General features: G+C 62.5%; 19 protein-coding genes. 10 read left to right on the forward strand and 9 right to left on the reverse strand.

Annotated features, from left to right (window positions below):
• Positions 1 to 173: 173 nt before the first annotated feature.
• Complete coding sequence (locus tag HZC36_14470; protein MBI5708183.1) at positions 174 to 1,832, reverse strand: alkaline phosphatase family protein; 1,659 nt, start codon at positions 1,830 to 1,832, stop codon at positions 174 to 176.
• Positions 1,833 to 1,923: 91 nt separating this feature from the next.
• Here HZC36_14470 and HZC36_14475 point away from each other — a divergent pair, with 91 nt between their 5' ends.
• The 3 genes from HZC36_14475 to HZC36_14485 all read left to right on the forward strand — a co-directional run bounded on the left by HZC36_14475 (position 1,924) and on the right by HZC36_14485 (position 7,665).
• A complete protein-coding gene (locus HZC36_14475) occupies positions 1,924 to 3,369 on the forward strand; it encodes a M20/M25/M40 family metallo-hydrolase (protein ID MBI5708184.1) in 1,446 nt (481 codons plus the stop codon).
• Positions 3,370 to 3,550: 181 nt separating this feature from the next.
• Positions 3,551 to 5,485, forward strand: a complete 1,935-nt coding sequence (locus tag HZC36_14480) for a S8 family serine peptidase (GenBank protein MBI5708185.1) — start codon at positions 3,551 to 3,553, stop codon at positions 5,483 to 5,485.
• A 107-nt stretch (positions 5,486 to 5,592) separates the two neighbouring features.
• On the forward strand, positions 5,593 to 7,665 hold the full coding sequence (locus tag HZC36_14485) for a hypothetical protein (GenBank protein ID MBI5708186.1): 2,073 nt from the start codon (positions 5,593 to 5,595) through the stop codon (positions 7,663 to 7,665).
• A 254-nt stretch (positions 7,666 to 7,919) separates the two neighbouring features.
• Here HZC36_14485 and groL read toward each other — a convergent pair whose 3' ends face one another.
• From groL to HZC36_14505, 4 genes are all read right to left on the reverse strand, one after another.
• The gene (groL, locus tag HZC36_14490; protein ID MBI5708187.1) at positions 7,920 to 9,512 is read right to left on the reverse strand and encodes a chaperonin GroEL; all 1,593 of its coding nucleotides are present in this window, start codon (positions 9,510 to 9,512) and stop codon (positions 7,920 to 7,922) included.
• Between the two features lie 154 nt (positions 9,513 to 9,666).
• The gene (gene groES, locus HZC36_14495) at positions 9,667 to 9,996 is read right to left on the reverse strand and encodes a co-chaperone GroES (GenBank protein ID MBI5708188.1); all 330 of its coding nucleotides are present in this window, start codon (positions 9,994 to 9,996) and stop codon (positions 9,667 to 9,669) included.
• A 236-nt stretch (positions 9,997 to 10,232) separates the two neighbouring features.
• Positions 10,233 to 10,958, reverse strand: coding sequence for a hypothetical protein (locus HZC36_14500; GenBank protein MBI5708189.1), 726 nt, complete (start codon positions 10,956 to 10,958; stop codon positions 10,233 to 10,235).
• Between the two features lie 79 nt (positions 10,959 to 11,037).
• The gene (locus tag HZC36_14505; protein ID MBI5708190.1) at positions 11,038 to 11,742 is read right to left on the reverse strand and encodes a hypothetical protein; all 705 of its coding nucleotides are present in this window, start codon (positions 11,740 to 11,742) and stop codon (positions 11,038 to 11,040) included.
• Between the two features lie 49 nt (positions 11,743 to 11,791).
• Here HZC36_14505 and HZC36_14510 point away from each other — a divergent pair, with 49 nt between their 5' ends.
• The 7 genes from HZC36_14510 to HZC36_14540 all read left to right on the forward strand — a co-directional run bounded on the left by HZC36_14510 (position 11,792) and on the right by HZC36_14540 (position 17,435).
• On the forward strand, positions 11,792 to 12,238 hold the full coding sequence (locus HZC36_14510) for a GNAT family N-acetyltransferase (GenBank protein ID MBI5708191.1): 447 nt from the start codon (positions 11,792 to 11,794) through the stop codon (positions 12,236 to 12,238).
• On the forward strand, positions 12,235 to 13,119 hold the full coding sequence (locus HZC36_14515; protein ID MBI5708192.1) for an RluA family pseudouridine synthase: 885 nt from the start codon (positions 12,235 to 12,237) through the stop codon (positions 13,117 to 13,119). Before HZC36_14510 ends, HZC36_14515 begins: the two co-directional genes overlap by 4 nt.
• Positions 13,120 to 13,124: 5 nt before the next feature.
• Complete coding sequence (locus HZC36_14520) at positions 13,125 to 14,540, forward strand: hypothetical protein (GenBank protein ID MBI5708193.1); 1,416 nt, start codon at positions 13,125 to 13,127, stop codon at positions 14,538 to 14,540.
• 114 nt (positions 14,541 to 14,654) lie between these two features.
• Positions 14,655 to 15,422, forward strand: coding sequence for a prepilin-type N-terminal cleavage/methylation domain-containing protein (locus tag HZC36_14525; GenBank protein MBI5708194.1), 768 nt, complete (start codon positions 14,655 to 14,657; stop codon positions 15,420 to 15,422).
• Positions 15,423 to 15,426: 4 nt separating this feature from the next.
• Positions 15,427 to 15,627, forward strand: coding sequence for a hypothetical protein (locus tag HZC36_14530; GenBank protein ID MBI5708195.1), 201 nt, complete (start codon positions 15,427 to 15,429; stop codon positions 15,625 to 15,627).
• A 101-nt stretch (positions 15,628 to 15,728) separates the two neighbouring features.
• On the forward strand, positions 15,729 to 16,019 hold the full coding sequence (locus HZC36_14535) for a hypothetical protein (GenBank protein MBI5708196.1): 291 nt from the start codon (positions 15,729 to 15,731) through the stop codon (positions 16,017 to 16,019).
• A 135-nt stretch (positions 16,020 to 16,154) separates the two neighbouring features.
• Positions 16,155 to 17,435, forward strand: coding sequence for a hypothetical protein (locus HZC36_14540; protein ID MBI5708197.1), 1,281 nt, complete (start codon positions 16,155 to 16,157; stop codon positions 17,433 to 17,435).
• A 152-nt stretch (positions 17,436 to 17,587) separates the two neighbouring features.
• Here HZC36_14540 and hisF read toward each other — a convergent pair whose 3' ends face one another.
• The 4 genes from hisF to HZC36_14560 all read right to left on the reverse strand — a co-directional run bounded on the left by hisF (position 17,588) and on the right by HZC36_14560 (position 20,490).
• A complete protein-coding gene (hisF, locus tag HZC36_14545; protein MBI5708198.1) occupies positions 17,588 to 18,352 on the reverse strand; it encodes an imidazole glycerol phosphate synthase subunit HisF in 765 nt (254 codons plus the stop codon).
• On the reverse strand, positions 18,349 to 19,143 hold the full coding sequence (locus HZC36_14550; GenBank protein ID MBI5708199.1) for a hypothetical protein: 795 nt from the start codon (positions 19,141 to 19,143) through the stop codon (positions 18,349 to 18,351). Before HZC36_14550 ends, hisF begins: the two co-directional genes overlap by 4 nt.
• Positions 19,140 to 19,355, reverse strand: coding sequence for a hypothetical protein (locus HZC36_14555; protein MBI5708200.1), 216 nt, complete (start codon positions 19,353 to 19,355; stop codon positions 19,140 to 19,142). The genes HZC36_14550 and HZC36_14555 overlap by 4 nt, the downstream gene beginning before the upstream one ends.
• 112 nt (positions 19,356 to 19,467) lie before the next feature.
• Positions 19,468 to 20,490 carry a hypothetical protein gene (locus tag HZC36_14560; protein MBI5708201.1) on the reverse strand — a complete coding sequence of 341 codons (1,023 nt, stop codon included), beginning with the start codon at positions 20,488 to 20,490 and terminating at the stop codon, positions 19,468 to 19,470.
• Positions 20,491 to 20,497: the final 7 nt, after the last annotated feature.

Here is a 20,497-nt window from a genome sequence, read left to right on the forward strand (position 1 = left end):
TCCCGTGAGGCGCAGGATCTTCGATTCGCTAAGCTCACCGGCCTCACCAACGAGGAGCGCGGCGGTCCAAATGGCCCCTTCGCCCTTGGAACACCGCAGTTCCCCAATGCCTCTCGCCTCTCGCCTCTCGCCTTCGCCTCTCGCCTCTCGCCTCTCGCCTCTCGCCTCTCGCCCTACGGCAGAATCCTCCCCACGCTTCCGCTGGGATGCTCGATGCCTAGGATCATGCTGAGGGTCGGGGCGATGTCACTCACCGACACCCGCTCGCGACGGAGCCCTGCCCGCGACCCGATTCCGAATGCCAGGATCGGAACGTGGGCGTCATAGGCCCACGGCGAGCCGTGGCTGGTGCCCGAGCCGCCCGCGAAGAGCGTACCTGGAGTCTCGAACAGCATCACGTCGCCGCTGAGCAACCGGTTGTAGCCGTTGGCCACCTGCTGGGTCCAGGACCAAGCCGGAAGCGCTCCCCTCAAGATATCCTCACCGGTGAACGCCTCGACAATGCCCTCAAAACCTCTCGCCGCGTTCGCAGCAACTCGCTGCGCTTCAGCAAGGTCGATGCCCTTGGAGGCGAGCAGTTCACGGTCCAGATAAAGCTGAGGTGGCTCGCAATAGAGCACCCACTTGCCTTCACCGTACTTGCTCGTGAGCGCAGCCTCGATAGCGTCTCGCAGCTTTGCGGTTGCACCTCGGATCGCATGCCCCACCCTGTAAGTGTCCTTCGCTTCCTCGGGGATCGGGGCGACGCCGTGGTCGGCAGTCACCACGATGGTCGTGCTCTTCAAGCCGCCCTTCACCTTCTTGTCGAGGGTGTTGAAAAGGTCGCTGAGCAGGCGGTCTGTTCGGACCGAAATGTCCATGACCTCCGGGCTGTTGGGCCCGTAGGCGTGGCCCACATAGTCGTTCGTCGAGAGGTTGATGCAGAGCATATCGGGCACATCGTCCCGGCCCAAGCTCTCCTCGTCAAGCGCGCGCTTCACCGTCTCAAAAACGTACTCCTGCGCAAAACTGCTCCGAGTGAAGTTCCCCATGCTTGCCGACCGGGTCGAACCCGCGATCGGGTGGCTGAACACCGGGCTCGTGGGACCGCCCTTGACGAACGGCGCCGGCCGCGTGAGCTGATAAGCAGAGTCGGGGAGCAGAGGCCCCCACGTTCTGGCGAAGGAGCTTTCGGGGATCTTCTCGCCGTTCATCTTCTCCACCCATTCCGGCAGCTTGCCAGAGGGCGCGTAGAAGGTGCTGGTCACCCAGCCCCCGGCGCCGCTATCGAACCAGATCACCGTGTCGGCCGCGTGCCCGGAGAGGAGGATCGACGCGCGGTCCTTGAGGGCGATGCCCACCACTTTGGCTTTACCCGCTGTCGCCATCTTCAGCTCGTCGCCGACCGTCGTCACCCGCTGGTTCTTTGGGCTCATCGGGTTCGCCGTGCCGCCGACCGTTTTCACCGAAGCGTCCTCCACGCAGTACACCGCCTTGCGAGTCGAGCGGTCGAACCACACGTTGTCGGCGATGCCGTTCAGCGCAGGGATGCTGCCCGTTGTGATCACGCCGTGGCCCACGCCGGTCACCGTGGGGACGTGGTCATAGTGCGCGTCAGCGAAGTGGGCGCCCTGCGAGACCAGGAAGTTGAACCCGCCGACCGAGGACCCCTTCTTGGCGGGCAAGTAGTCCTTCTCAAACCGGGTCACATAGTCCTCTCGGAATTGGTCGATGCTGATGACCACAACAAGCCGTGGCCGGGCGGCCTCCGCTGCCATCGGCCCCGAAGTCGGCGAATCCAGGCTGCACGAAGATAGCCCGAACAGGGAGGCGAAGACCAGCAATCCGTTCATGAAGGCCATTCTACAGTTCCGAATCAATGAGATGCTGTTTCCTCACGGTTAGGAGGATTTTGGGCAGCGATGCCGTATACAATGCCTTACCATGCAAAACCGAGCAATCCTAACTCTGTCGCTGTCGGCCATTTCTGTTGCCGGCGCAATGGCGCAGGCCGACCCGGGCACGGTCAGTCGAATCGTCGACGAGGGCAAGAACCGCAGCCAGGTGATGAACCACCTGAAGTACCTGACCCAGGACATTGGTCCCCGATTGACCGGGTCATTCAGCCTTCAGCGAGCCGTCGAGTGGACCGCCTTCCGCTTCCGCATGTACGGTTGCGACGTGCGGATCGAGAAATGGGGCGAAGTACCGGTCGGGTTCCAGCGGGGCAAGAACGGCTATGGGATGATGGTCGCGCCCTACAACTATCGCTTCGAGTACACGTCGCCCTCTTGGACGCAGGGCACCAACGGTCCGGTGCGCGGATACGCCGTCATGGAGCCCAAGACTCTCGCCGAACTCAAGAATGTGCAAGACAAGCTCAAGGGCGCCTGGCTGCTGTCCGACTCGGCTGGCGGCGGCGGCCGTCCGGGCGCAGCGCCGGCGGCGGCGCCGACCGACGAGCAGAAGAAGATCGCCGACGCCATCGCCGCTGCGGGAATCGCCGGACGGGTCACGGGCTCGCGAAACGAGCTGGTGCTTACGAGCGGCCGCTATCAGGGCCTGAAATGGGAGACGCTATCCAAAGACGTTCGGGTGACGATCCGCAAGAGCGACATGGACACCATCAAGTACCAAATCGAGCAAGGACGGAACCCGCAGCTTGAGTTCAATGTGGACCAGCGGTTCTTGAGAGGTCCGATACCCGTGTACAACGTCGTGGCGGAGTTGAAGGGCACGGAGAAGCCTGATGAGTTTGTGATCGTGAGCGGGCACCTGGACTCCTGGGACGGCCCGAACGCGCAGGGAGCGCTCGACAACGGAACCGGGTGCTCGGTGGCTCTGGAAGCAGCGCGAATCCTCCACAAGGTGGGCGCGAAGCCCAAGCGCTCGATCCGATTCATCATGTGGACTGGCGAGGAGCAGGGCCTGTTCGGCTCGCGCGCCTATGTCGAAGCCCACAAGGACGAGATTCTCAAGAACTGCTCTGCGGTGTTCGTCGACGACGGCGGAACCAACTACCAGGGCGGTGTGAGCTGCACCGCTGACATGGAGCCGATGCTGCGCGAGGCTTTCAAACCTGCGATGGAGGCGTTCCCCGAACTGCCGATGACGATACGGGTCGTGGAGAGGATCCCGCGCGGCGGCGGCAGCGACCACGCGCCCTTCAACGGGATCGGCGTACCAGGGTTCTTCTGGTTCGAAACGGGACGCTCGGACTACAACTACGTCCACCACACGCAGCACGACCGCTACGAGATGGCGATCCCCGAATATCTTGTCCAGTCGGCCACCAACTCGGCGGCAGCCTCGTACATCGTGGCCTGCGCGCCGACGATGCTCCCGCGCGAAAAGCCCGCAACGCCTCCTCCGTCTAGCGGCGGCAAGTAGGCTGGAAGGAACAACAGGCGCTCCTCGGCGTGAGCGAGGAGCGCCTGTTCATTTTGCAGGCTTGCGGCCCGCAATCCTACCGGCCTTGGCCGCCTGCTTTCGGCTCCCTATGCGCAGAATGCTGAAACCTGCGCTATCATGAGAGCATTGCGGAGCATCGCTCCGGTTGTTGGTGTTCGCTATGGTGTCGCTGCTGTTCGTTGCCGCCCCGTTCTTTGATGCCCAGCCCGTGAACCTTGAGGGCACACTCTGCCACCCCACACGCCTGATGGCGAAGCTGGGCCGGGCCGAAATGCGCTCGATCGAGGGCGTCGGCGCGAAGGTCCTAAAGACCTTTCCTGAAATCGGCTGGTCGATCCTTGAAACCAAGCCGGGAACGCTCCTTGCGGTCAAGAGAAGCCTCCAAAAGGTGCCCGGAGTTAAGGCGGTCGAACTCGACAGGGCCGCTCAGCCCGCATACGAACCCAACGATCCTCTGTGGCCCGACATGTGGCACATGAGGGCCATCAGGGCCGACAAAGCGTGGGATCACTCCTTCGGCAGTTCCGACGTTACCGTGGCGGTGATCGACACCGGCATCTTGACCACCCATCCTGACCTCGCCGCCAACATCTGGCAGAACCCCGGCGAAACGCCCGCCAACGGGCTCGATGACGACGGTAACGGCTACATCGACGACACGGTCGGCTACGACTTTGCGTACCTCGACAACAACCCCGACGACGTCTACGGCCACGGTACGGCGTGCGCGGGCCTGGTGGCGTCGATCCAGGATAACGCCATCGGCGGAACCGGTGTCGCGCCCCGAGCGAAAATCATGTGCTTGAAGGCATGCATCGATTCGGGCTACTTCTACGACTCCATGACCGTGCCCGCCTACATGTACGCGGCGGATATGGGAGCAAGGGTGCTCTCGATGAGCTACTTTTCGGATAGGGTCAGCCAATCCGAACGGGACGCTATCGACTACTGCTGGAACAACGGCGTGCTTCCTGTTGCGGCAGCCGGCAACTCGTCGAGCGTCATCCCCTATTACCCCGGCGCCTATGAGAACACCCTGAGCGTAGCGGCCATCAACACCAGCTTCGACAAGGCAGGATTTTCGGATTTTGGAACGTGGGTGGACGTGGCGGCGCCGGGAACATCGCTTCGCACGACGACCAGTTCGGGGAGCTACACCTCCGGTTTCGGCGGGACCAGCGGGGCCTGTCCCCACGTCGCGGGCCTGGCGGCACTCCTGTTTGGTTCGAGAACCGGCGTCACCGTCCAAGAGGTTCGAAACGCGATCGAGGACACCGCAACTCCCGTGAATCAGGCGCCCTACGGAGAGTACGCCAACTATGGTCTGGTCAACGCCGAGGCGGCCGTGCTCGCGATTCTGGGCACCCCTGCACCGCCCAAGGACCCGCGCGTACGCTATGTCACCTGCTTGGGCCAGGAGACACAGGACCTGATCTGGCCCGACGACATCATCGCCAGTTCGCGGGTCTATGGCCGGGGCCTGCAGTCCCCGCGCAACATCCGCGTTTGGGTGGGAGGGATCGAACGCAACGTGGTGAATCGGCACCGCGACTACTTCGACTTCGGCTATGCGCCGCCGGTGTATGGGAACATCAAGATCGAGGTGGACGGCAATGTGCTGGTGGACACCCCCATGCCGGGAAGCCCGCGGCGTGCCTATCCGCTCGTCGAAGCATCCTCGCCGGGGGCAAGCGTCATCGGCGGTTACTTCCAGACCCTTCTGCCTGAAGGCGTGAATCTCACTTGCACACGCAGAGGTGACGGTGTGATCTCGATGCAGGGCACGATTCGCCGGGTCCAGATGAACCTGAGCGCGGTGCTGCACCTTCGCCGGAGCTACACGGGCAACCCCAGCGGAACCGAGACCGTGTACCTCTACGATTGGAGCAGCGGGTCTTACCCGTATGGCAACTGGGTGGCGCTGAAGTCGAGCGTGACGCCTGGGTCTCCCCAGAATTTGGACATCAAGCTGAAGAACTTCGCCAAGTACATCGACCCGGAGAAGACGATGTATGTGCTCATCCAGACCAGCAACGACATGCCGGCCGGTTCCGAGCTCAAGCTGGACCAATTGATCTTGAGCGAGTCGCGGTAAGGGGAGGAGGGTGTGGCGTCGGAACCATGAGAATGGCCAAGGACATCGCTCAAATGCCCTGCTAACCGGTCCCATCGGTCTCAGAGTTTTATAGCTATAGTAGTTCTATGCTGGCGCTTTCCCTTGCCGTTGCGGCGGTGATCCTTCCTGCTCCTGCGGTGCTGGACTTCGAAACCCCCGTCGAATCGCTCGGCCTGGCGGTTCTCCAGCTCGCCCAAGCCACCGGCGAAAAGCTGCAGGCCTCCCCCAAGATCGCTCACGAGATCGTGTTCGTCCGCGCCAAGGGAGTCACCGCGCAAGACCTCAAAGCGAGGCTCGCCGCCGTGCTCAATGCCGAATGGACCAGGGAAGGCGCCACCGATTACCTCGGCCGGAGCGCCAAGCTCGACCGCAAGGTTTGGGCCGATCACGTGGCCGTGCGCAGGAAGTACGTCGACGAGGAACTCGCCCGGCTCAAAAAGGAGCTGGAGACCCCCTTCGACCCCAAGTCCCTGGCTGTGGGATTGCAGGGCCTGCAAACAGCGGAAGAAGTTCGCTCTGATCCCCTCGCCGCCCGGGCAAGGTACGAGAAGGAGAAGGCGCTCTATAGTTCCTCCCCGGCAGCCCGGCTGCTCAAACGGCTGCTCCTCGCCTGCAAACCCGACGACTTGGCCGCCGTTGGGCCCTATGAACGCGCCGTGTTCACCGCCAATCCCACCCGCATGCAGCGGGCCTTCGATCCAAGGGGCGTCCAGGCTGCTTGGGCCGCTTTCAACGCCGAGCAGCAGGCCTGGGTGGATACGGTCGCCGCTACGAACTTCAAGGAGGAGGTCGAGGGCCGCACGGTTTCGGACCCTCGCTCACAAACCTGGATCAAGCCGGAGAGCACGGACTTCGAACTCAACGTGATCCGAGGCGATATGGCCGCCCTGTTCATGGTGAACCTGATGGGGAAGGGCCAGGCCCGCGAGCGTAGCGTTCTGACCCAGCTCGTTTGCGCCGACCCCTCGCGCAAGTACCTCGATTCGCGAATTTCCCCGCCGGAACCCAAGCCGGACGACCCGTTCGTCCCGCTCTCGAAGGACGCTGAGGAGTTTTATCAGCGGCTTTTCGATTCCATGCGCGGCGCAAAGGTGGAGGCTCTCTCGCCCAGACTCAAGGAAATCATGCTCGACCCCGTGAAGTTCGAGCCCCTGGAACTGGCCGTTGGGGACCTCTTGCGAGCGGTTGCCGAGAATGAAGAGCAGAACGTGATCGCCAGCCTACCGGACCTCAGCATCGGGGTCTCGATGGCGGTGGACAACGGCAAGCTCAAGCTCTCGGAGGGTCTGACAGCGCTGAACCAGGGGGTCGGCGTGCGAGTTCGGCGGGAGGCCGGCTGGGCCGTATTCACCCCGGACGACCGATTTGAGGCGGCGACGGCGTTTACACCCCGAAAGGCGATGCAGGAACTGATGCGCTCGATCGACGCCAAGGGGCGCCTGGACCTGCGGGACTACGCCGACTACGCCTTCAAGACGGGACGCATCTCGCGGATGGGGCTCGCGGAATGGTACTTGGTGATGATGGACCGCTCCTTGATGGGCGGGCTGGACCGCACGGATTGGAACGCCTTGCGGCTCTATGGGTCGTTCTCGGCCCTGCAGCAGCGGCAGCTTGAGGAGGGGCAGCACTTCCCGATCGGCGCTATGACACCGATGCAAAAGTCCATTGTGGACCGGATCATCTATGCCGGTGAGATTCGTAGCGAGACGCAAGAAGGCAGCGGGAGCGCCAGGTGGCGCGGCCAAGCCAAAGAGCCCACTGAAGCGTTCGGAAACGGACTACCGCCGACCGGGTTTGTGAGCGCCACGGCCAAAGGCGTGCCGTCTCTGGCGGCCTATGCGAGGGATTCGAACGGGAAGGTCAAGCCGCTGAGGACGATCAACGCGTGGACCTTGGCCAACTATGTCGTCAAGTATTCCGGCGACCCCCACATGGTGGCCACCTACGGGATGACGGGGCTCGTGGGCTATGCGCCGGTGACCGAGAAGTTGGTCGCTCTGCGGGTTGAGCCTGCCGAGGGGGTCTGGCGCGAGCTGGCGATGACGATCAACGAGTTCGACCCAGCGGCAAAGCCGGTGCCCTGGGAGCAGCTCCCCGACCCTTGGCCGAAGCAGATTCGCGATGCGATCGCGCAGATTGGGGGCGGAGAGGGCTGAGAGGCGAGAGGCGAGAGGCGAGAGGCGAGAGGAGCGGAGCGGAGAGGAGAGAGAACAAGAAGCCTCCACCTCAAAAGAGGCGGAGGCTTCCATCTCGGGACTCGGTCCCATGGGCTCAGGTTCCCGCAGGCCCCCTCACCCGGTTCGCTTCGCTCACCGGCCTCTCCCACAAGGGGCGAGGTGGTATCTCGGCCTACAGACCTACAGACGTACAGACCTACAGACCTACGAACACATCAACCTACGAACCTCTCCTAGTGCCCTTCGTCTTCCTTCTCGGGGGCGTCGGCCACGGCGGCTTCCGTGGTGATCAAAAGTCCCGCGATCGAAGCGGCGTTCTCAAGCTCCAAACGGACCACTTTGGTCGGGTCCACGATGCCGGCCTTGAACAGGTCTTCGTACTCCAGCGTCGCCGCATTGAAGCCGTAACCGACCTTGCCTTCTTGGACCTTGCTCACGACCACGGAGCCTTCGACGCCGGCGTTCTCCGCAATCGTCCGCACTGGAGATTCCAGCGCCTTCTTGACGATGCGCACGCCGATGATCTCGTCGCCGTCGGTCACGATCTTGTCCAGCACGTCCGCCGCCTGCAGGAGCGCCACACCGCCGCCCACGACGATGCCCTCTTCGAGGGCTGCGCGGGTTGCCGCCAGAGCGTCTTCGATGCGCGCCTTGCGCTCCTTCAGAGCCGTCTCGGTGGGTGCGCCCACCTTGACCACGGCCACGCCGCCGCTCAGCTTGGCGAGCCGCTCCTGGAGCTTCTCCTTGTCGTAGTTGCTCTCGGTGGTCTCGATCTGCTTGGTGATCTGCTTGATCCGGCCCTCGATCGCGTCCTTGGCGCCCTTGCCGCCGATCACGGTCGTGTCTTCCTTGGTGATGACGATCTTCTCACAGCTTCCGAGCTGCTCGATGGTCACGTTTTCCAGCTTGAGACCCAGGTCCTCGCTGATGAACTGGCCACCGGTCAGGATCGCCATGTCTTCGAGCATCGCCTTGCGACGGTCGCCAAATCCGGGGGCCTTCACAGCCGCCACGGGGAGGTTCGCTCGGAGCCGGTTGAGCACGAGCGTGGCGAGGCACTCGGCCTCCAGGTCTTCGGCGACGATGATGAACGGCCTGCCGGTCCGAAGCACCTTTTCGAGCAGCGGAACGATGTCCTGAACGCTGGAGATCTTCTTCTCATAGAAGAGCACCAGCGGGTTCTCGAACACCGTCTCCATGCGCTGTGCATCGGTGATGAAGTAGGGCGAGAGGTAGCCCTTGTCGAACTGCATGCCCTCGACCATGTCGTAGGTCGTCTCGATGCCCTTCGACTCTTCGACGGTCACGACGCCGTCTTTGCCGACCTTGTCCAGAATCTCGGCGACGAGCGCGCCCATCTGGGGGTCGTTCGCGCTGACGGTGGCCACCTGCTCGGCGGCCTGTCGGCCCTTGATGGTCTTGGAATCCTTCTTCAGCTTCTCGACCACAGCCCTGACGGACTTGTCGATGCCGGCCTTGATCTGCGTGGCGTTGCTTCCTGCGGCCACATTGCGGATGCCCTCTTTGAAGATGGCCTGTGCAAGCACGGCGCTGGTGGTGGTTCCGTCACCGGCGAGGTCATTGGTCTTGCTGCTCACTTCGCGGATGAGCTGGGCGCCCATGTTCTCGAAGCGGTCCTCGACCTCGATCTCCTTGGCGATGGTCACACCGTCGTTGATGACGACGGGGCTGCCGAACTTCTTTTCGAGGACGACCGTGCGTCCACGGGGGCCAAGGGTGACCTTGAGGGCGTTGGCGAGTTTGTCGACGCCGGCCTCGAGGGCCTTCCGGGCGTCATCGGCGTATTTAAGGTTCTTTGCTGCCAAATCTGTGTTCTCCTATCTGGGGGAAGGTGCGAGTGGTGAGAGTGGTGAGTGTGGTGAGGATGGTGAAGAAGTGCTGAAACCCCAACAAACGCTGGTGCTTTACGGTTGCGTCCCTTTCACCATTCTCACTATTCTCACAACCCCCACGCTCCCCTCACTTCTTCGCTCCGGCCTTCTCTTTCTTGGCTGCCGGGGCTTCAGTGACCACGGCCAACACGTCGTCTTGGCGCAGGATGATATAGTCCTGGCCCCCGACGGTGACCTCGGTGCCGCTGTACTTGCCATACAGCACCGTATCGCCTACGGCCACATCGACCGGGGTGATCTTGCCGTTGTCCAGCGTCTTGCCTGGGCCAACAGCCAGCACGGTGCCCTTCAAGGGCTTTTCTTTGGCCGTATCGGGGAGAAGGATGCCGCCGGCGCTCTTCTCTTCCAGCGCCGCGGCCTCGACGATGATGCGATCGTGCAAGGGTTTCAGTTTCATAGGCTCTTTGTTCACTCCTTGAGTTCAAAGGGTTTGCGCCGCCTGCCCTGGTTCTTCCAGAGCTCGGTCCTTTCGGACACTTCAGACCCGGATTCCCCGTAGCCGCAGGTTCAGTGCCTGCGTCCGGCTCTCAGACCCGTAGCCGCAGGTTCCGTGCCTGCGCCCAAGAACCAGGGGCAGACGGCAATGGTTAGCAGTATACCGCCGAGAGTGCTAACCTGGAAACCACTCGCAGACTATTTTGGGTTCCAAGACAACTTCTCAGCCGAATTACGATCCACCAGAACGGCCGCACCATCGGCAGACGCGATCGTGCCCCGGCCGGCATGTTCAGGATCAAAGCTCTCGAAGCCGCCCGAGGTCGGCTTTTCACTCCCTCTAGCCGAAAAGACCAGCGGTGTACGGACCGGATCGCTGATCTCGCTGGTTCGCTTTCCGGCCAGAGCTGAATTGTATGCATAACTCCATGCAACTTCCAGCTTCGGGCAATGGGTCGGCCGAACGCCATCTTTCCATCGGTCAGAATGAGAAATTCCTTCCCTTGCCGCCTCGGCCCACGAGGAAGCAACCGGAAGCCGCTCATCGTGGTCGGCGGCATAGACGAGCAGGCCGTCCGCCAATGCACGAGCGTTCCAACGGCACATACTGCGCCTGGCCTGGGCGACGGTGTAGATGCAGACCGGCGCCGAGACGATGTAGGCCCCGCAGGTCAGGGCGCTCAGAACCGCGTACTCCACAATCCTGCGCCGCCGAAACCCGCGCACCGATTGCCAAGCGTAGGCCCAGCCGCATCCCAGATACAACGCAACGATGATCGCCATTGCCGGAAGCGCAACGGACTCGGGATCATAGGCTTGAACCGCCGACAAGATGAGAAAGAGGAGAAACAGGCCAAAGACGAGCACAGCCACCTGTCCCCAAGATGGGAATTTCTCAAAACGGTCGTGAGGGGTATGCCTCATTCTTTCGCCTCACCGTCGCCATTTCTGTTGACGGATAGACTGCCCTGCTAATTGAACCGGCACGCAAGGGCAAAGCCTGTCACTTCCCTACCTTCAGGGCCCAATTCACCCTCTCCTCGTTATGGGACGTCACCCTCGTGGCATGCCCGTCGAGCATTCCGACTGTGGCTCTCGCTCTGCCACTATGCCGCTTCGCCAACCAGTCCTTTCCTCCCGCCGCGTTTGGCCCCCACGCTTCGGCGTCAAACACCATCACCGTGTTTGCAGGCTCGTCCGCGTCGCCTAGCTTCGCGAGCGAAAGCGCCGAGTTGAAGGCATTGGAATACGGGCTCGCCGCGAAACCGCACCTGCCGCCCGACTCTCCGTACTCCTTCAAGATCGTCCTCCAATGTGAAGCAGTCGGCAGCCTGTCGTCGTAATCTTCGGCGTAGTTCAGGAGCGCGATGGATAGGTCCTTAACGTTCGAAATGCAGCTGGACGAGATCGCGGCGCTTCGGGCCGATTCAAAGATCGGCGTAACCGAAAACCCCAGAAACCCGTAGAACAGCGCGCTGAACCAGTAGCTGGTCCGGTAGCGCTTGCGCTCATCGACCGGGTGCAGGCTGAACACCAGGTAGAGCGTCGCCCAGGCGAGCAGCGTCACCAACGCCCCGATCATCGCCTGCTCGCTAACGCCTCTCGGCGTCCACAATGCGAGAAAGGCGCCACCGGTTGCGCATCCGGCAATCCCCAGCAGGACCAATACCACGCCGAGCAGGTTCAGTCCTACTTTGCGGCCATCCATAGCGGCATTATGTCGCTCCTCCGATTCGGGAAGATAAACTATCGCCTCAATGTCCGCACTGAACAGCGACTACGTGCTCCGGGAGGGATTCGAGAAAATGGACTTCGAGAAGGTCCACTCGATGCTCGCCGGCGCTTATTGGTGCCCGGGCATTTCGCGGGCGCTCGTCGAGAAAGCGGCCCGAAACTCCTCGCTCGTCATCGGCTGCTTCTTGGAGGGCCGCCAAGTCGCCTATTGCCGCATCGTCAGCGACAGGGCGACGTTCGGGTGGGTGAGCGACGTCATCGTGGACCCTGAGCATCAGGGCAAGGGGCTGGCTCGAAGGATGGTTAGGTACGCGCTTGCCCATTCTGAGCACCAGGGCTTTCGGCGCTGGGTGCTCAAGACCAGCGATGCGCAAGGCGTCTATTCAGCGGTGGGATTCCGCTTGGTGCCGGACCCCGAGAAGTGGATGGACCATGTGCCCGCGGACCGGCAGGCGGCAGGAGACGATTGAAGCTCGTCTGCAGCAGTCCCTGCCGGCTGGATTCGTTTCTCGCCGGGGAACTAAAGGACCACTCGCGTACTCGCTTGGCGGAACTCATCACGTCCGGCGCCGTGACCGTTGAAGGCAAGCCGCGAAAACCCTCGTTCAAGCTCGAAGCCGGCATGTCCGTCGAGCTTTCGGCCCTCCCGGAGAACCGGCCCGCCCACGATCTGACCCCGGCGGACATCCCTCTGCACGTGCTCTTCGAAGACGGGTACCTCCTTGTGGTCAACAAGCCGCGAGGCATGGCGACCCATCCGGCACCCTCGCTCAAGGAGCCCTCGCTGGTCAACGCTTTGCTGGCTCGCGGCAAGGGCCTGAGTGAGGCGGGCGGCGCCTTTCGGCCTGGTATCGTCCACCGGTTGGACAAAGCCACCACCGGGCTCATCGTTGTCGCCAAGACAGACGCCGCCCACCATGCCCTGGCCCGGCAGTTCGCAGACAAGACGGCGGGACGAACTTACTTGGCCTGGGTCGCTGGCGAGTTTGGCCAGCCAGAGCTGCGGATCGAGGCGCCCATCGGACGCGATCCCAAGAACCGGACGCGCATGGCCGTGGACCCCAAAGGCAAGCCCGCGGCAACCCTCGTACGAGTGCTCAAGGGGCTCAACGCGAGGTCTCTGATCGAGTGTCGTCTGGAGACAGGAAGGACCCACCAGATCAGGGTTCACCTCGCGGCGCTCGGCCACCCGGTTGTGGGAGACGCTGTCTACAACCGGTCGCCCGGGGAGCATCCCCTGCAGCTTCATGCTGCGAGGCTGGAGTTTGAGCATCCGGAGTCTGGCAAGCGGCTTGAGTTCAGTGTCGCACCTCCGGAGGACTTCATCGATGCCGAATCCGGCGTAAGCTAAGGAGCGTGAAGTCTCTCATCGCGTTGCTTGTCGCGGGCACGGCTCTGGTTTGCCCTCCACCGGCCGTACAGAAGGCTGATCCGCCCACAGCTTCAAACCAGCAGCAGCCTGCCGAATCGCTCTTTCAGAAGGTGTTCCCCAAGCCCACGGGACGAAACGGCTATGAGGAATTCCTGCGCGCGGCGGACCTGGCTCAGACGAACCTCTTCAGGATGTTCGCCGAATACTATGCTCGGTTGGAGCAGGAAGCCTCCGGCGCCGATCTGCAAGGGGACGACGGGAAAGTCCTTCCACGGCCCCCGATTCCACCAAACGTCAGACCCGACGACACGCTGCTCGAAGTGGGACGCAAGTGGTCGGCCGCCTTCAGCGCGATTCCCGAGTTGATCCACGTCGGCTGCCAGAAGTCGCCTCACGACCCTCGCACCGATTTCAATGCCCTGACAGTTTTCCCCGAGTTGTGGCAATTTCGATCAATTGCCCGGTTCCTGCGGGTCGTGATGTACGTTCACACCTCGGACGGCGCCCCGGCCAAGGCCACGACGGTGCTCTCCGATGGCCTTCGTTTTGGGGATTCCATCTCAGGCCCAACTGTGATTCACACGCTGGTCGGGTTCGCCGTTCAAGGGATCATGCTCGCCCAAGCAAGCGAGACCCTGAGCGTCCTTTCCGAACGAGATTGCCGAACCTTGGTCTCGGTCGTGGAGGAGCTGCTGGCTCGCCCAAACGCGGCCGCTCGCTCGGTTGCCGGCGAGCGCAGGTTTCTCACCAACACCTTGACTGAGACCTTCAAGCCCGGTCAAGCCAAGCCCCTTCAGGGTCTCCTTGGGGATGAGGAGATCCCTTTGTTCGCCCAGAACCTCAGCTCCAGCCAGATGCTGGAACTGAAAGTCAAACTCACGGGCAGGATCGAGCGCACCTACTCGGCGGTTGCGGCCGCACTTTCGAAACCTGAGAGCGAGTGGTTCAAGGGAGAGGACCTGGAGCAGGCGTTGTCGGACCCTCCGGACGTCTTGGCCGACGTGAAGACCCTCGACGACTTTGCGGACTACCTGGAGGGCATGCTCACACCCATGTTCTCTCAGCTCCAGGTGACGGCGGCCAGGTACCGCACCCAACTGCGGCTCTTGGGGCTCCACTCGAAGATCTTTGCCTTCAGGTGGCATTGGAAGCGGCTGCCCGTCCGCCTCGCCGAGGCCGTGCCGCAGGATCAGCTCGTGGACCCCTTTAGCGGCCAGGAGTTCCAGTACTCAACCAGCGCAAGCGGCTTTAGGCTCTTCAGCCGGGGCTTCAAGAACACCGGGGAGATCGAGCTGAAATACACGAGGCCCGCCTCGGCCGGACGCGACCCGGCTGACCCACCAGGATTTGCTGCAGGTTCAATTGAACCAGGCGCTCAGAGGTTTTTTTTGCGATCTTAAAAAAAGTTCACCGAATTGGCAATATTTCCGCTAAATTAAGAAGCGGGATGACTTTGGTGGGGCCCGGTTCGTACGGGCGTACCCCGTATTCATCCTGCATTATTGGAGGTAGGTATGCGTAAAAATCGTGCGTTTACCCTTATTGAACTCTTAGTCGTGATCGCGATCATCGCGATCCTCGCAGCCATTCTCTTCCCTGTGTTCGCACAGGCGAAGGCCGCTGCCAAGAAGACGTCCTGTATTTCCAACATGAAGCAGCTCACCCTCGCGGGTATCGGCTACATGACGGACTACGACGATATGTGGTTCCCGCGCTATGCGGCGTGCCCCAGCACCGGCCCCACCAGCGACGCCCAGCTGATCTGGTCCGGTCTTCTGCAGCCCTACATCAAAAACCAGGGCATTTTCATTTGCCCGATGTCCCCGTTCAGCGCCTATAGCGAAGTCTGGAGCACCCGAGGCATCCCCTCGATCGGCCAGAACGCTACGATGGGTGGCTGGTATTGGCCCGACAGCAATCCTCCGTGCTACGGCGAGATGATTCTTCGCACGACCACGTGGATGAGCGTTCCGGCCAAGTCGGTCATGTTTGCCGACTCGGTGACCGGTCTCACCAGCGCCGGCTATCGCGGCTACCTGTCGCGAAACGACGGCGTGAACCTCCGTTCGGCCTACACGATCAGTGATCGGCACCAGAACGGAACGGTCCATGCGTTCTTCGATGGCCACGCCAAGTACTATCGCGCCGTAGCGGTCCTTGGGAATCCCAACGCCGCCTACGAGTGCCAGGACAGCTCGCTCTACACGGGCCTCTGGTGGCTCGACAAGAACGCGGCCAAGCTGAAATGGAACCTGACCGACCCGTGCGTCCCGGATCCGTGATGAAATGGCAGGTCCAAAACTCACTTCGAAAGAACTTGGAATCGCTGCTGCAGTAGTCGTGATTGGAGCGGTCGTCGTCTTCGCGACCACCAAGATGTTTGGTGGTTCGAACGAGTCAGCGCCGCAACAAGTCGGCAAAGCCGATTCCGGCCCGGCGGACGGCTCCGTCGCTGCAGACGACAAGCCGAACGAATCGGCGAACTGAGTGGGAAGAGCCCACCGGCAACTGCCGGTGGGCTCTTTTTTTCTGCCTCGATTTTGGGGCACCATTTCCTACAACCAGATCCAAACCAGGAGAAACACCATTTGAAGAAAAACGTTCTGTTCCTAACCTCAGCCTTGGTCTTTTCGCTCCTTCTTGCAGCCGGCGGCTGCAACTCGGGCGGCGCCTCGACGGAAAACTCGTCGGATAGCTCTGCGAGCAGCAGCGACGGCGCCGCGCAAGGCGCCGATGGCGCTCCGAAGCAAAACACGGGCCCCGAAAAGACAGTGAACTCTCCTTCTGAAGCAATGGAAGGCGGCAGCTATCGCATCGCCCCCGCCAATCCCAACGATCCCAAATTCAAACAGGATCCAAACCTCGGCGGCGGCGGATAGCGCCCATGTCGTTTCGAGAGGGCCCTACGTTCTGACGGACGTAGGGCTCTCCGTTTTTTTGATGGGCGCCCAGGAAACTCATTGGGGAAAAGGCGACGCCCCTAATGGGGCCGCTCGTTCGTCCATACTGGCGACATGTGGACCATGCTGACAGCACTCAGTTTGGCGGGCGCCGCACTTCCTGCCCAAGGCGATTCGAACCCGTTCGGGGCCGCGCTCACAGTCCTTGAGACAGAGCGGATTGCGCTCAGTCCAGTCCTCGACGGAAAGCTCAGTGAGGACGAATGGGATGCTTTCGCGACTTCCAATGGGTCCCAGACCTACTTCCAGTGGGAGCCTGAGCATCTTCATGCTGCGGCAACCCTTGCGACCACTCAGGAGTTGGTGCTCAGCTTGGATCGCAGCGGCAACGGTTGGCTTGTCGGCAGGGACAACCTCGAGGTTCGCCTGAGATACGAGGATGGCAAGGCTTCGGTTCATGCCAGGTGGCTGGACGCCACCGATCCGGCCGGACCCAAGTGGGTCTCGGCGCCAGAGTTCGAGGCCGCAGCCAGCTTCGCATGGCAGGTCACCGGCAGCTCTTGGAACGCCGAATTATCGGTACGCGATCCGGGGACACAGGCGCTTCCCAAATTCCCGGGGACGAAATACGGGATCCGTGTGGATGCCGCACCCAGTTCGGGCGCCGGCGGCACAGCGGCGTTCTTGCCCCGTGCGGTAGCGATGGTGTCTGCGGGAACCCAGAGAGCGACCAATGAACCTGCGGGCTTCCGGTGGCTGACCGATGTGCCCTGGCCCACTCTGGGTCCGGGATCGCAGTGGAAGGCCAGGCTGAGCTTTCGCGGCAACAACGAGCTTGGCCTTGACAAGGTGGACGTTCGCGTGTTGAGCGCGGGAAGCGAAGACTATGCTGCGGTGAGCAGCCCGTTTCCGCGATTCGACAACAAAGGCAGGAGCTTCATCGACTACAGCTCGCCGATCCCGCGCGGCGCGCGTCCGGGGTACAGGAATCTCGTCGCGACGGTCACAGACAAGTCGGGCCAGAAGACGATCTGCCGGCTGGCGTTTCGAGTGCTCCCGGCTGTGTATTTCGACCCAGTCCTGGACGGTGGGGTGCGCAACAAGGACACCGGTCTTAGGCTCAGGCTGCCGATCCATGTGAGCAACCGAACGCCCGAAAAGATCGCGGGCCAATACTCTGTGGCGGTGCCGGCGGGTTGGTCGATCGAAGAGGGCGGCGACCGGAACATCACCTTGAAGGGCTTTAACTCCGACGCGCGGCGGGTCCTCATACTGAATGTCCCGGCGGGCGCAAAGGGCAGCTTCCCGATCACCTTCACCTTCGACGCTGGCAACCGAAAGTACGAGCAGGTGGAATGGGTGGCTGTAGGCGAAGCACTCCCCAAGAAGAAGTAGGGGTGGCGGGGGCTCGGACAGAACCGAGCCCCCAGACTCCCATCCCCCACCATCGCAGTTCCTCTCACCCCTGTTCATTTCGTTCACAGACCCTCTCCCACGAGGGGAGAGGGAGCCCCCGGGCGGCCCCCCGTCCCTCCGTCCCACTGCTCCTATCCCAACCTCACGGGCAGTCCAGCCGCCTGCATGGCTCTCTTGAGGCTGTGCACCGTCGCCAACCGCTCGTGAAGGATTCCTGAGACCAATACGGCGTCGGCGTGTCCTTTCTGCACCGCTTCGGCGAGGTGCTCGGCCACTCCCGCCCCTCCGCTCGCGATTACGGGCACGGGCACAGCGTCGGACACAGCACGCGTGAGATCAAGGTCGTAGCCGGTCCGCACGCCGTCTCGGTCCATGCTCGTCAGCAGGATCTCTCCGGCGCCGCGCTCTGCAGCTTCTCTCGCCCAAGCCACGGCGTCGAGCCCTGTTTGCCGCCGCCCGCCGTGCGTCAGCACCTCCCAGCCCGCGGCGTCCGGCAGCCGGCGGGCGTCGACGGCGCACACCACGCATTGCGACCCAAACCGCACCGCGCAATCGGTAAGGAGCTGCGGGTGGCGGATGGCGGCGGTGTTCAAACTCACCTTGTCGGCGCCGGCGAGCAAGGCGAGCCGGATGTCGTCGGGCGAGGCCAGACCACCCCCCACGGTGAACGGGATAAACACTTGGTCGGACACGCGCTCGGCCAATTCGATGACGGATGGCCGACCCTCATGCGACGCAGTGATGTCGAGAAACACGAGCTCGTCGATCCCCTCGTCGGCGTAATATCGGGCCAGTTCAACCGGGTCTCCCGAGTCCTGCAGGTTCTCAAACCGGGTCCCCTTGACCACGCGGCCGTCCTTGACGTCGAGGCACGCGATAAGCCGGATGGACCTCATCGCGCGTTCACCCTGTGGATGTGCGCATTCAATGGCCCGCGCCGGGCGCTCTCGAAGCTCACCCGAAACCGCCCGCCCACATACTCGAGCTCCAGAGGCTCCGGGATGCTCCCGGCTTCCCAGATTGTGCCGATCGCTTCCTCAAGCACCCCGTGAATGACCGTGCGCTCCTCGTGGGGCGATTCCGGCGTGATGAGATCGGGGAGGCCGATCTTGGCGAACCCTCGCGAGGAGGCAAAGCCGCCGTCAGGCGTGGTCTGCCAAATGGCCCGCGCGTGAAATCCCGCGTCGTCAGCCGACGGGGAGCGCGTGAGATACTCCCGAAGCCCCTCCGCGTCGATCAGTCTCTCGGCGACGAAATCGAAGACCACTTCCCCTTTGCCGTAGTAGGCCAATGCTTCGGCGAGATGGGGAAGCAATCGAACAGCCCTTCGGTCCGGCTCCGGCTGCGCGGACCGAAAGCTGGCTCGCAACACCGCCTGGGCGCGCCCGAGGGCCTCGATGTGGGCCGGGCTCGGCTCGATGTGCGTCTCGAAAAGGTCCGGCCGAAAGAGATGGGCGTTCTTCTCCCGGAGAACGAGCGCTACATGCAGGCGGATGTCGCTGAAGAGCAGGCCGTGCTCCGGTCCCAAAGCCCTCGGCTCCTGAATGTCAAATGGGCTGCTTCGCAGGAGCCTGGCCAGAAGCACCTCCTGCGGGATGAGCTTTGGCTCGCGAACGTAGACCCAATATTCGACGTGGGTGTCCGCTCTGGGGACCCTCGCTTTTGGGCCAAAAAGCCTCGAAATCAAGGGCGTTCACCGCTCAGCCATCCCAAGGCGATCCCGATCTCATCGTCATCGAGCATCGCCCAACACACGTCGCACAGGCCCGCCTCATTCACCCGATGCCCTCGGCAGAGCAAGCACGCGTCGATGGTCCTGGCCCGTGTGACGATCCGCGGGTTCTGAAGCGCCTGCTTCAGTTCCCAACGTTTGATGCCCTCGGAGTTCAGCCGGTCCACGTGCCGGAATTGTACTCGGCAGCCTTGGGGGCGCAATTGGCCCGCTTCAGCTACATGGCGGTTGACATCGCCCGAGCCCGGCCCCAACCGACAAGGCCCTTAGGCTTGACCCCTAACGCTCTCCCTCAAAAATCGGCTCTTCGACGTGGTCAATACCACCGGAAGCGATGTCGTCGGCCATCCGAGCGGCGTAAATCTGAAGCTGGGGATCGGGGTCCCTGGACGCGCAAGCCCGCATCGCGGAGATCACTTCTTCCCGCACAGACGGCTCCCACTCCACAACGTGGAACAGCCCATGGTAAGCCGCGCGTCGGCAGATCCTGCTGGGCGCGGACATGCATTCGAGCAGAGCGCTCATGCCCGCACTCGCCGGTATGTGCCCGCCCAGTACCACGCCGGCTTTGAAGATGGTCCGGGCATAGTCGTCCTCGGCGCTCCACATCAACGTCTTGATCGCCTGAACCGCCGCGACGATCTCGTCGGGCTGCCGGCAAAACGTCTGGAAGTCCTCCAGGAGGTCCAAAACCGCCCATTGCGAAGCTCGCCGCCAGGGGTGCGCTTCATCCGCCAGCACGAGGAGCATGGAAGGCAGGTAGTCGGCCCTGGTCGCGCGAAGCTCCAGGACCGTCGCCGCATCGTGGCTCACGTCACGGTCTTCGCAGTACAGCAGCTTGAACAGCGCGAGGTCGTCCAGTTCGCGGATCTTCCCGACAAACCGCCTCTCTTCACCCAGGCATCGGGCGATCAGGAACTGCCTTTTGAAGAGCGGTTCTGCGGCCACGCGCAGGCCGCCAAGCATCGAGTCTTCGTCTTCGCCTTTCGCTTCGAGCCAAAGCTCCTCGACCTTCCCAAACACCCCAAACGGGGTCCTGGCAACCTGGACCCTGAACCGCTCGCCATGCATCTCGATCGAGGCTTCCCCGCGCCAATCAGTCGGATGGACGTGATAGCTGTGGCTGACGGCGTGGGGGGGCCAATGAAACGGGATGCGATGGCTGGGTTTGATCGGCGGCTGCGGTCCCCCCAACCTTTCAATCTCCGCGCGCAGCCATGTTCCGAACGCCTCGGCAAGCGCCTTGCCGAGGGCCAGACGCCCACCATTTTCGCTGACTGGCTCTGCGCGGCCTGAACCCATCAAGGCG

This window comes from Armatimonadota bacterium (assembly GCA_016223145.1).
GTDB lineage: Bacteria > Armatimonadota > Fimbriimonadia > Fimbriimonadales > Fimbriimonadaceae > Nitrosymbiomonas.

Bases quoted from the DNA above. Each gene is read 5' to 3' on its own strand.
- HZC36_14470 (MBI5708183.1), bottom strand. From the start codon at position 1,832: ATGAACGGATTGCTGGTCTTCGCCTCCCTGTTCGGGCTATCTTCGTGC.
- HZC36_14475 (MBI5708184.1), top strand. From the start codon at position 1,924: ATGCAAAACCGAGCAATCCTAACTCTGTCGCTGTCGGCCATTTCTGTT.
- HZC36_14480 (MBI5708185.1), top strand. From the start codon at position 3,551: ATGGTGTCGCTGCTGTTCGTTGCCGCCCCGTTCTTTGATGCCCAGCCC.
- HZC36_14485 (MBI5708186.1), top strand. From the start codon at position 5,593: ATGCTGGCGCTTTCCCTTGCCGTTGCGGCGGTGATCCTTCCTGCTCCT.
- groES (MBI5708188.1), bottom strand. From the start codon at position 9,996: ATGAAACTGAAACCCTTGCACGATCGCATCATCGTCGAGGCCGCGGCG.
- HZC36_14500 (MBI5708189.1), bottom strand. From the start codon at position 10,958: ATGAGGCATACCCCTCACGACCGTTTTGAGAAATTCCCATCTTGGGGA.
- HZC36_14505 (MBI5708190.1), bottom strand. From the start codon at position 11,742: ATGGATGGCCGCAAAGTAGGACTGAACCTGCTCGGCGTGGTATTGGTC.
- HZC36_14510 (MBI5708191.1), top strand. From the start codon at position 11,792: ATGTCCGCACTGAACAGCGACTACGTGCTCCGGGAGGGATTCGAGAAA.
- HZC36_14525 (MBI5708194.1), top strand. From the start codon at position 14,655: ATGCGTAAAAATCGTGCGTTTACCCTTATTGAACTCTTAGTCGTGATC.
- HZC36_14530 (MBI5708195.1), top strand. From the start codon at position 15,427: ATGGCAGGTCCAAAACTCACTTCGAAAGAACTTGGAATCGCTGCTGCA.
- HZC36_14540 (MBI5708197.1), top strand. From the start codon at position 16,155: ATGTGGACCATGCTGACAGCACTCAGTTTGGCGGGCGCCGCACTTCCT.
- hisF (MBI5708198.1), bottom strand. From the start codon at position 18,352: ATGAGGTCCATCCGGCTTATCGCGTGCCTCGACGTCAAGGACGGCCGC.
- HZC36_14560 (MBI5708201.1), bottom strand. From the start codon at position 20,490: ATGGGTTCAGGCCGCGCAGAGCCAGTCAGCGAAAATGGTGGGCGTCTG.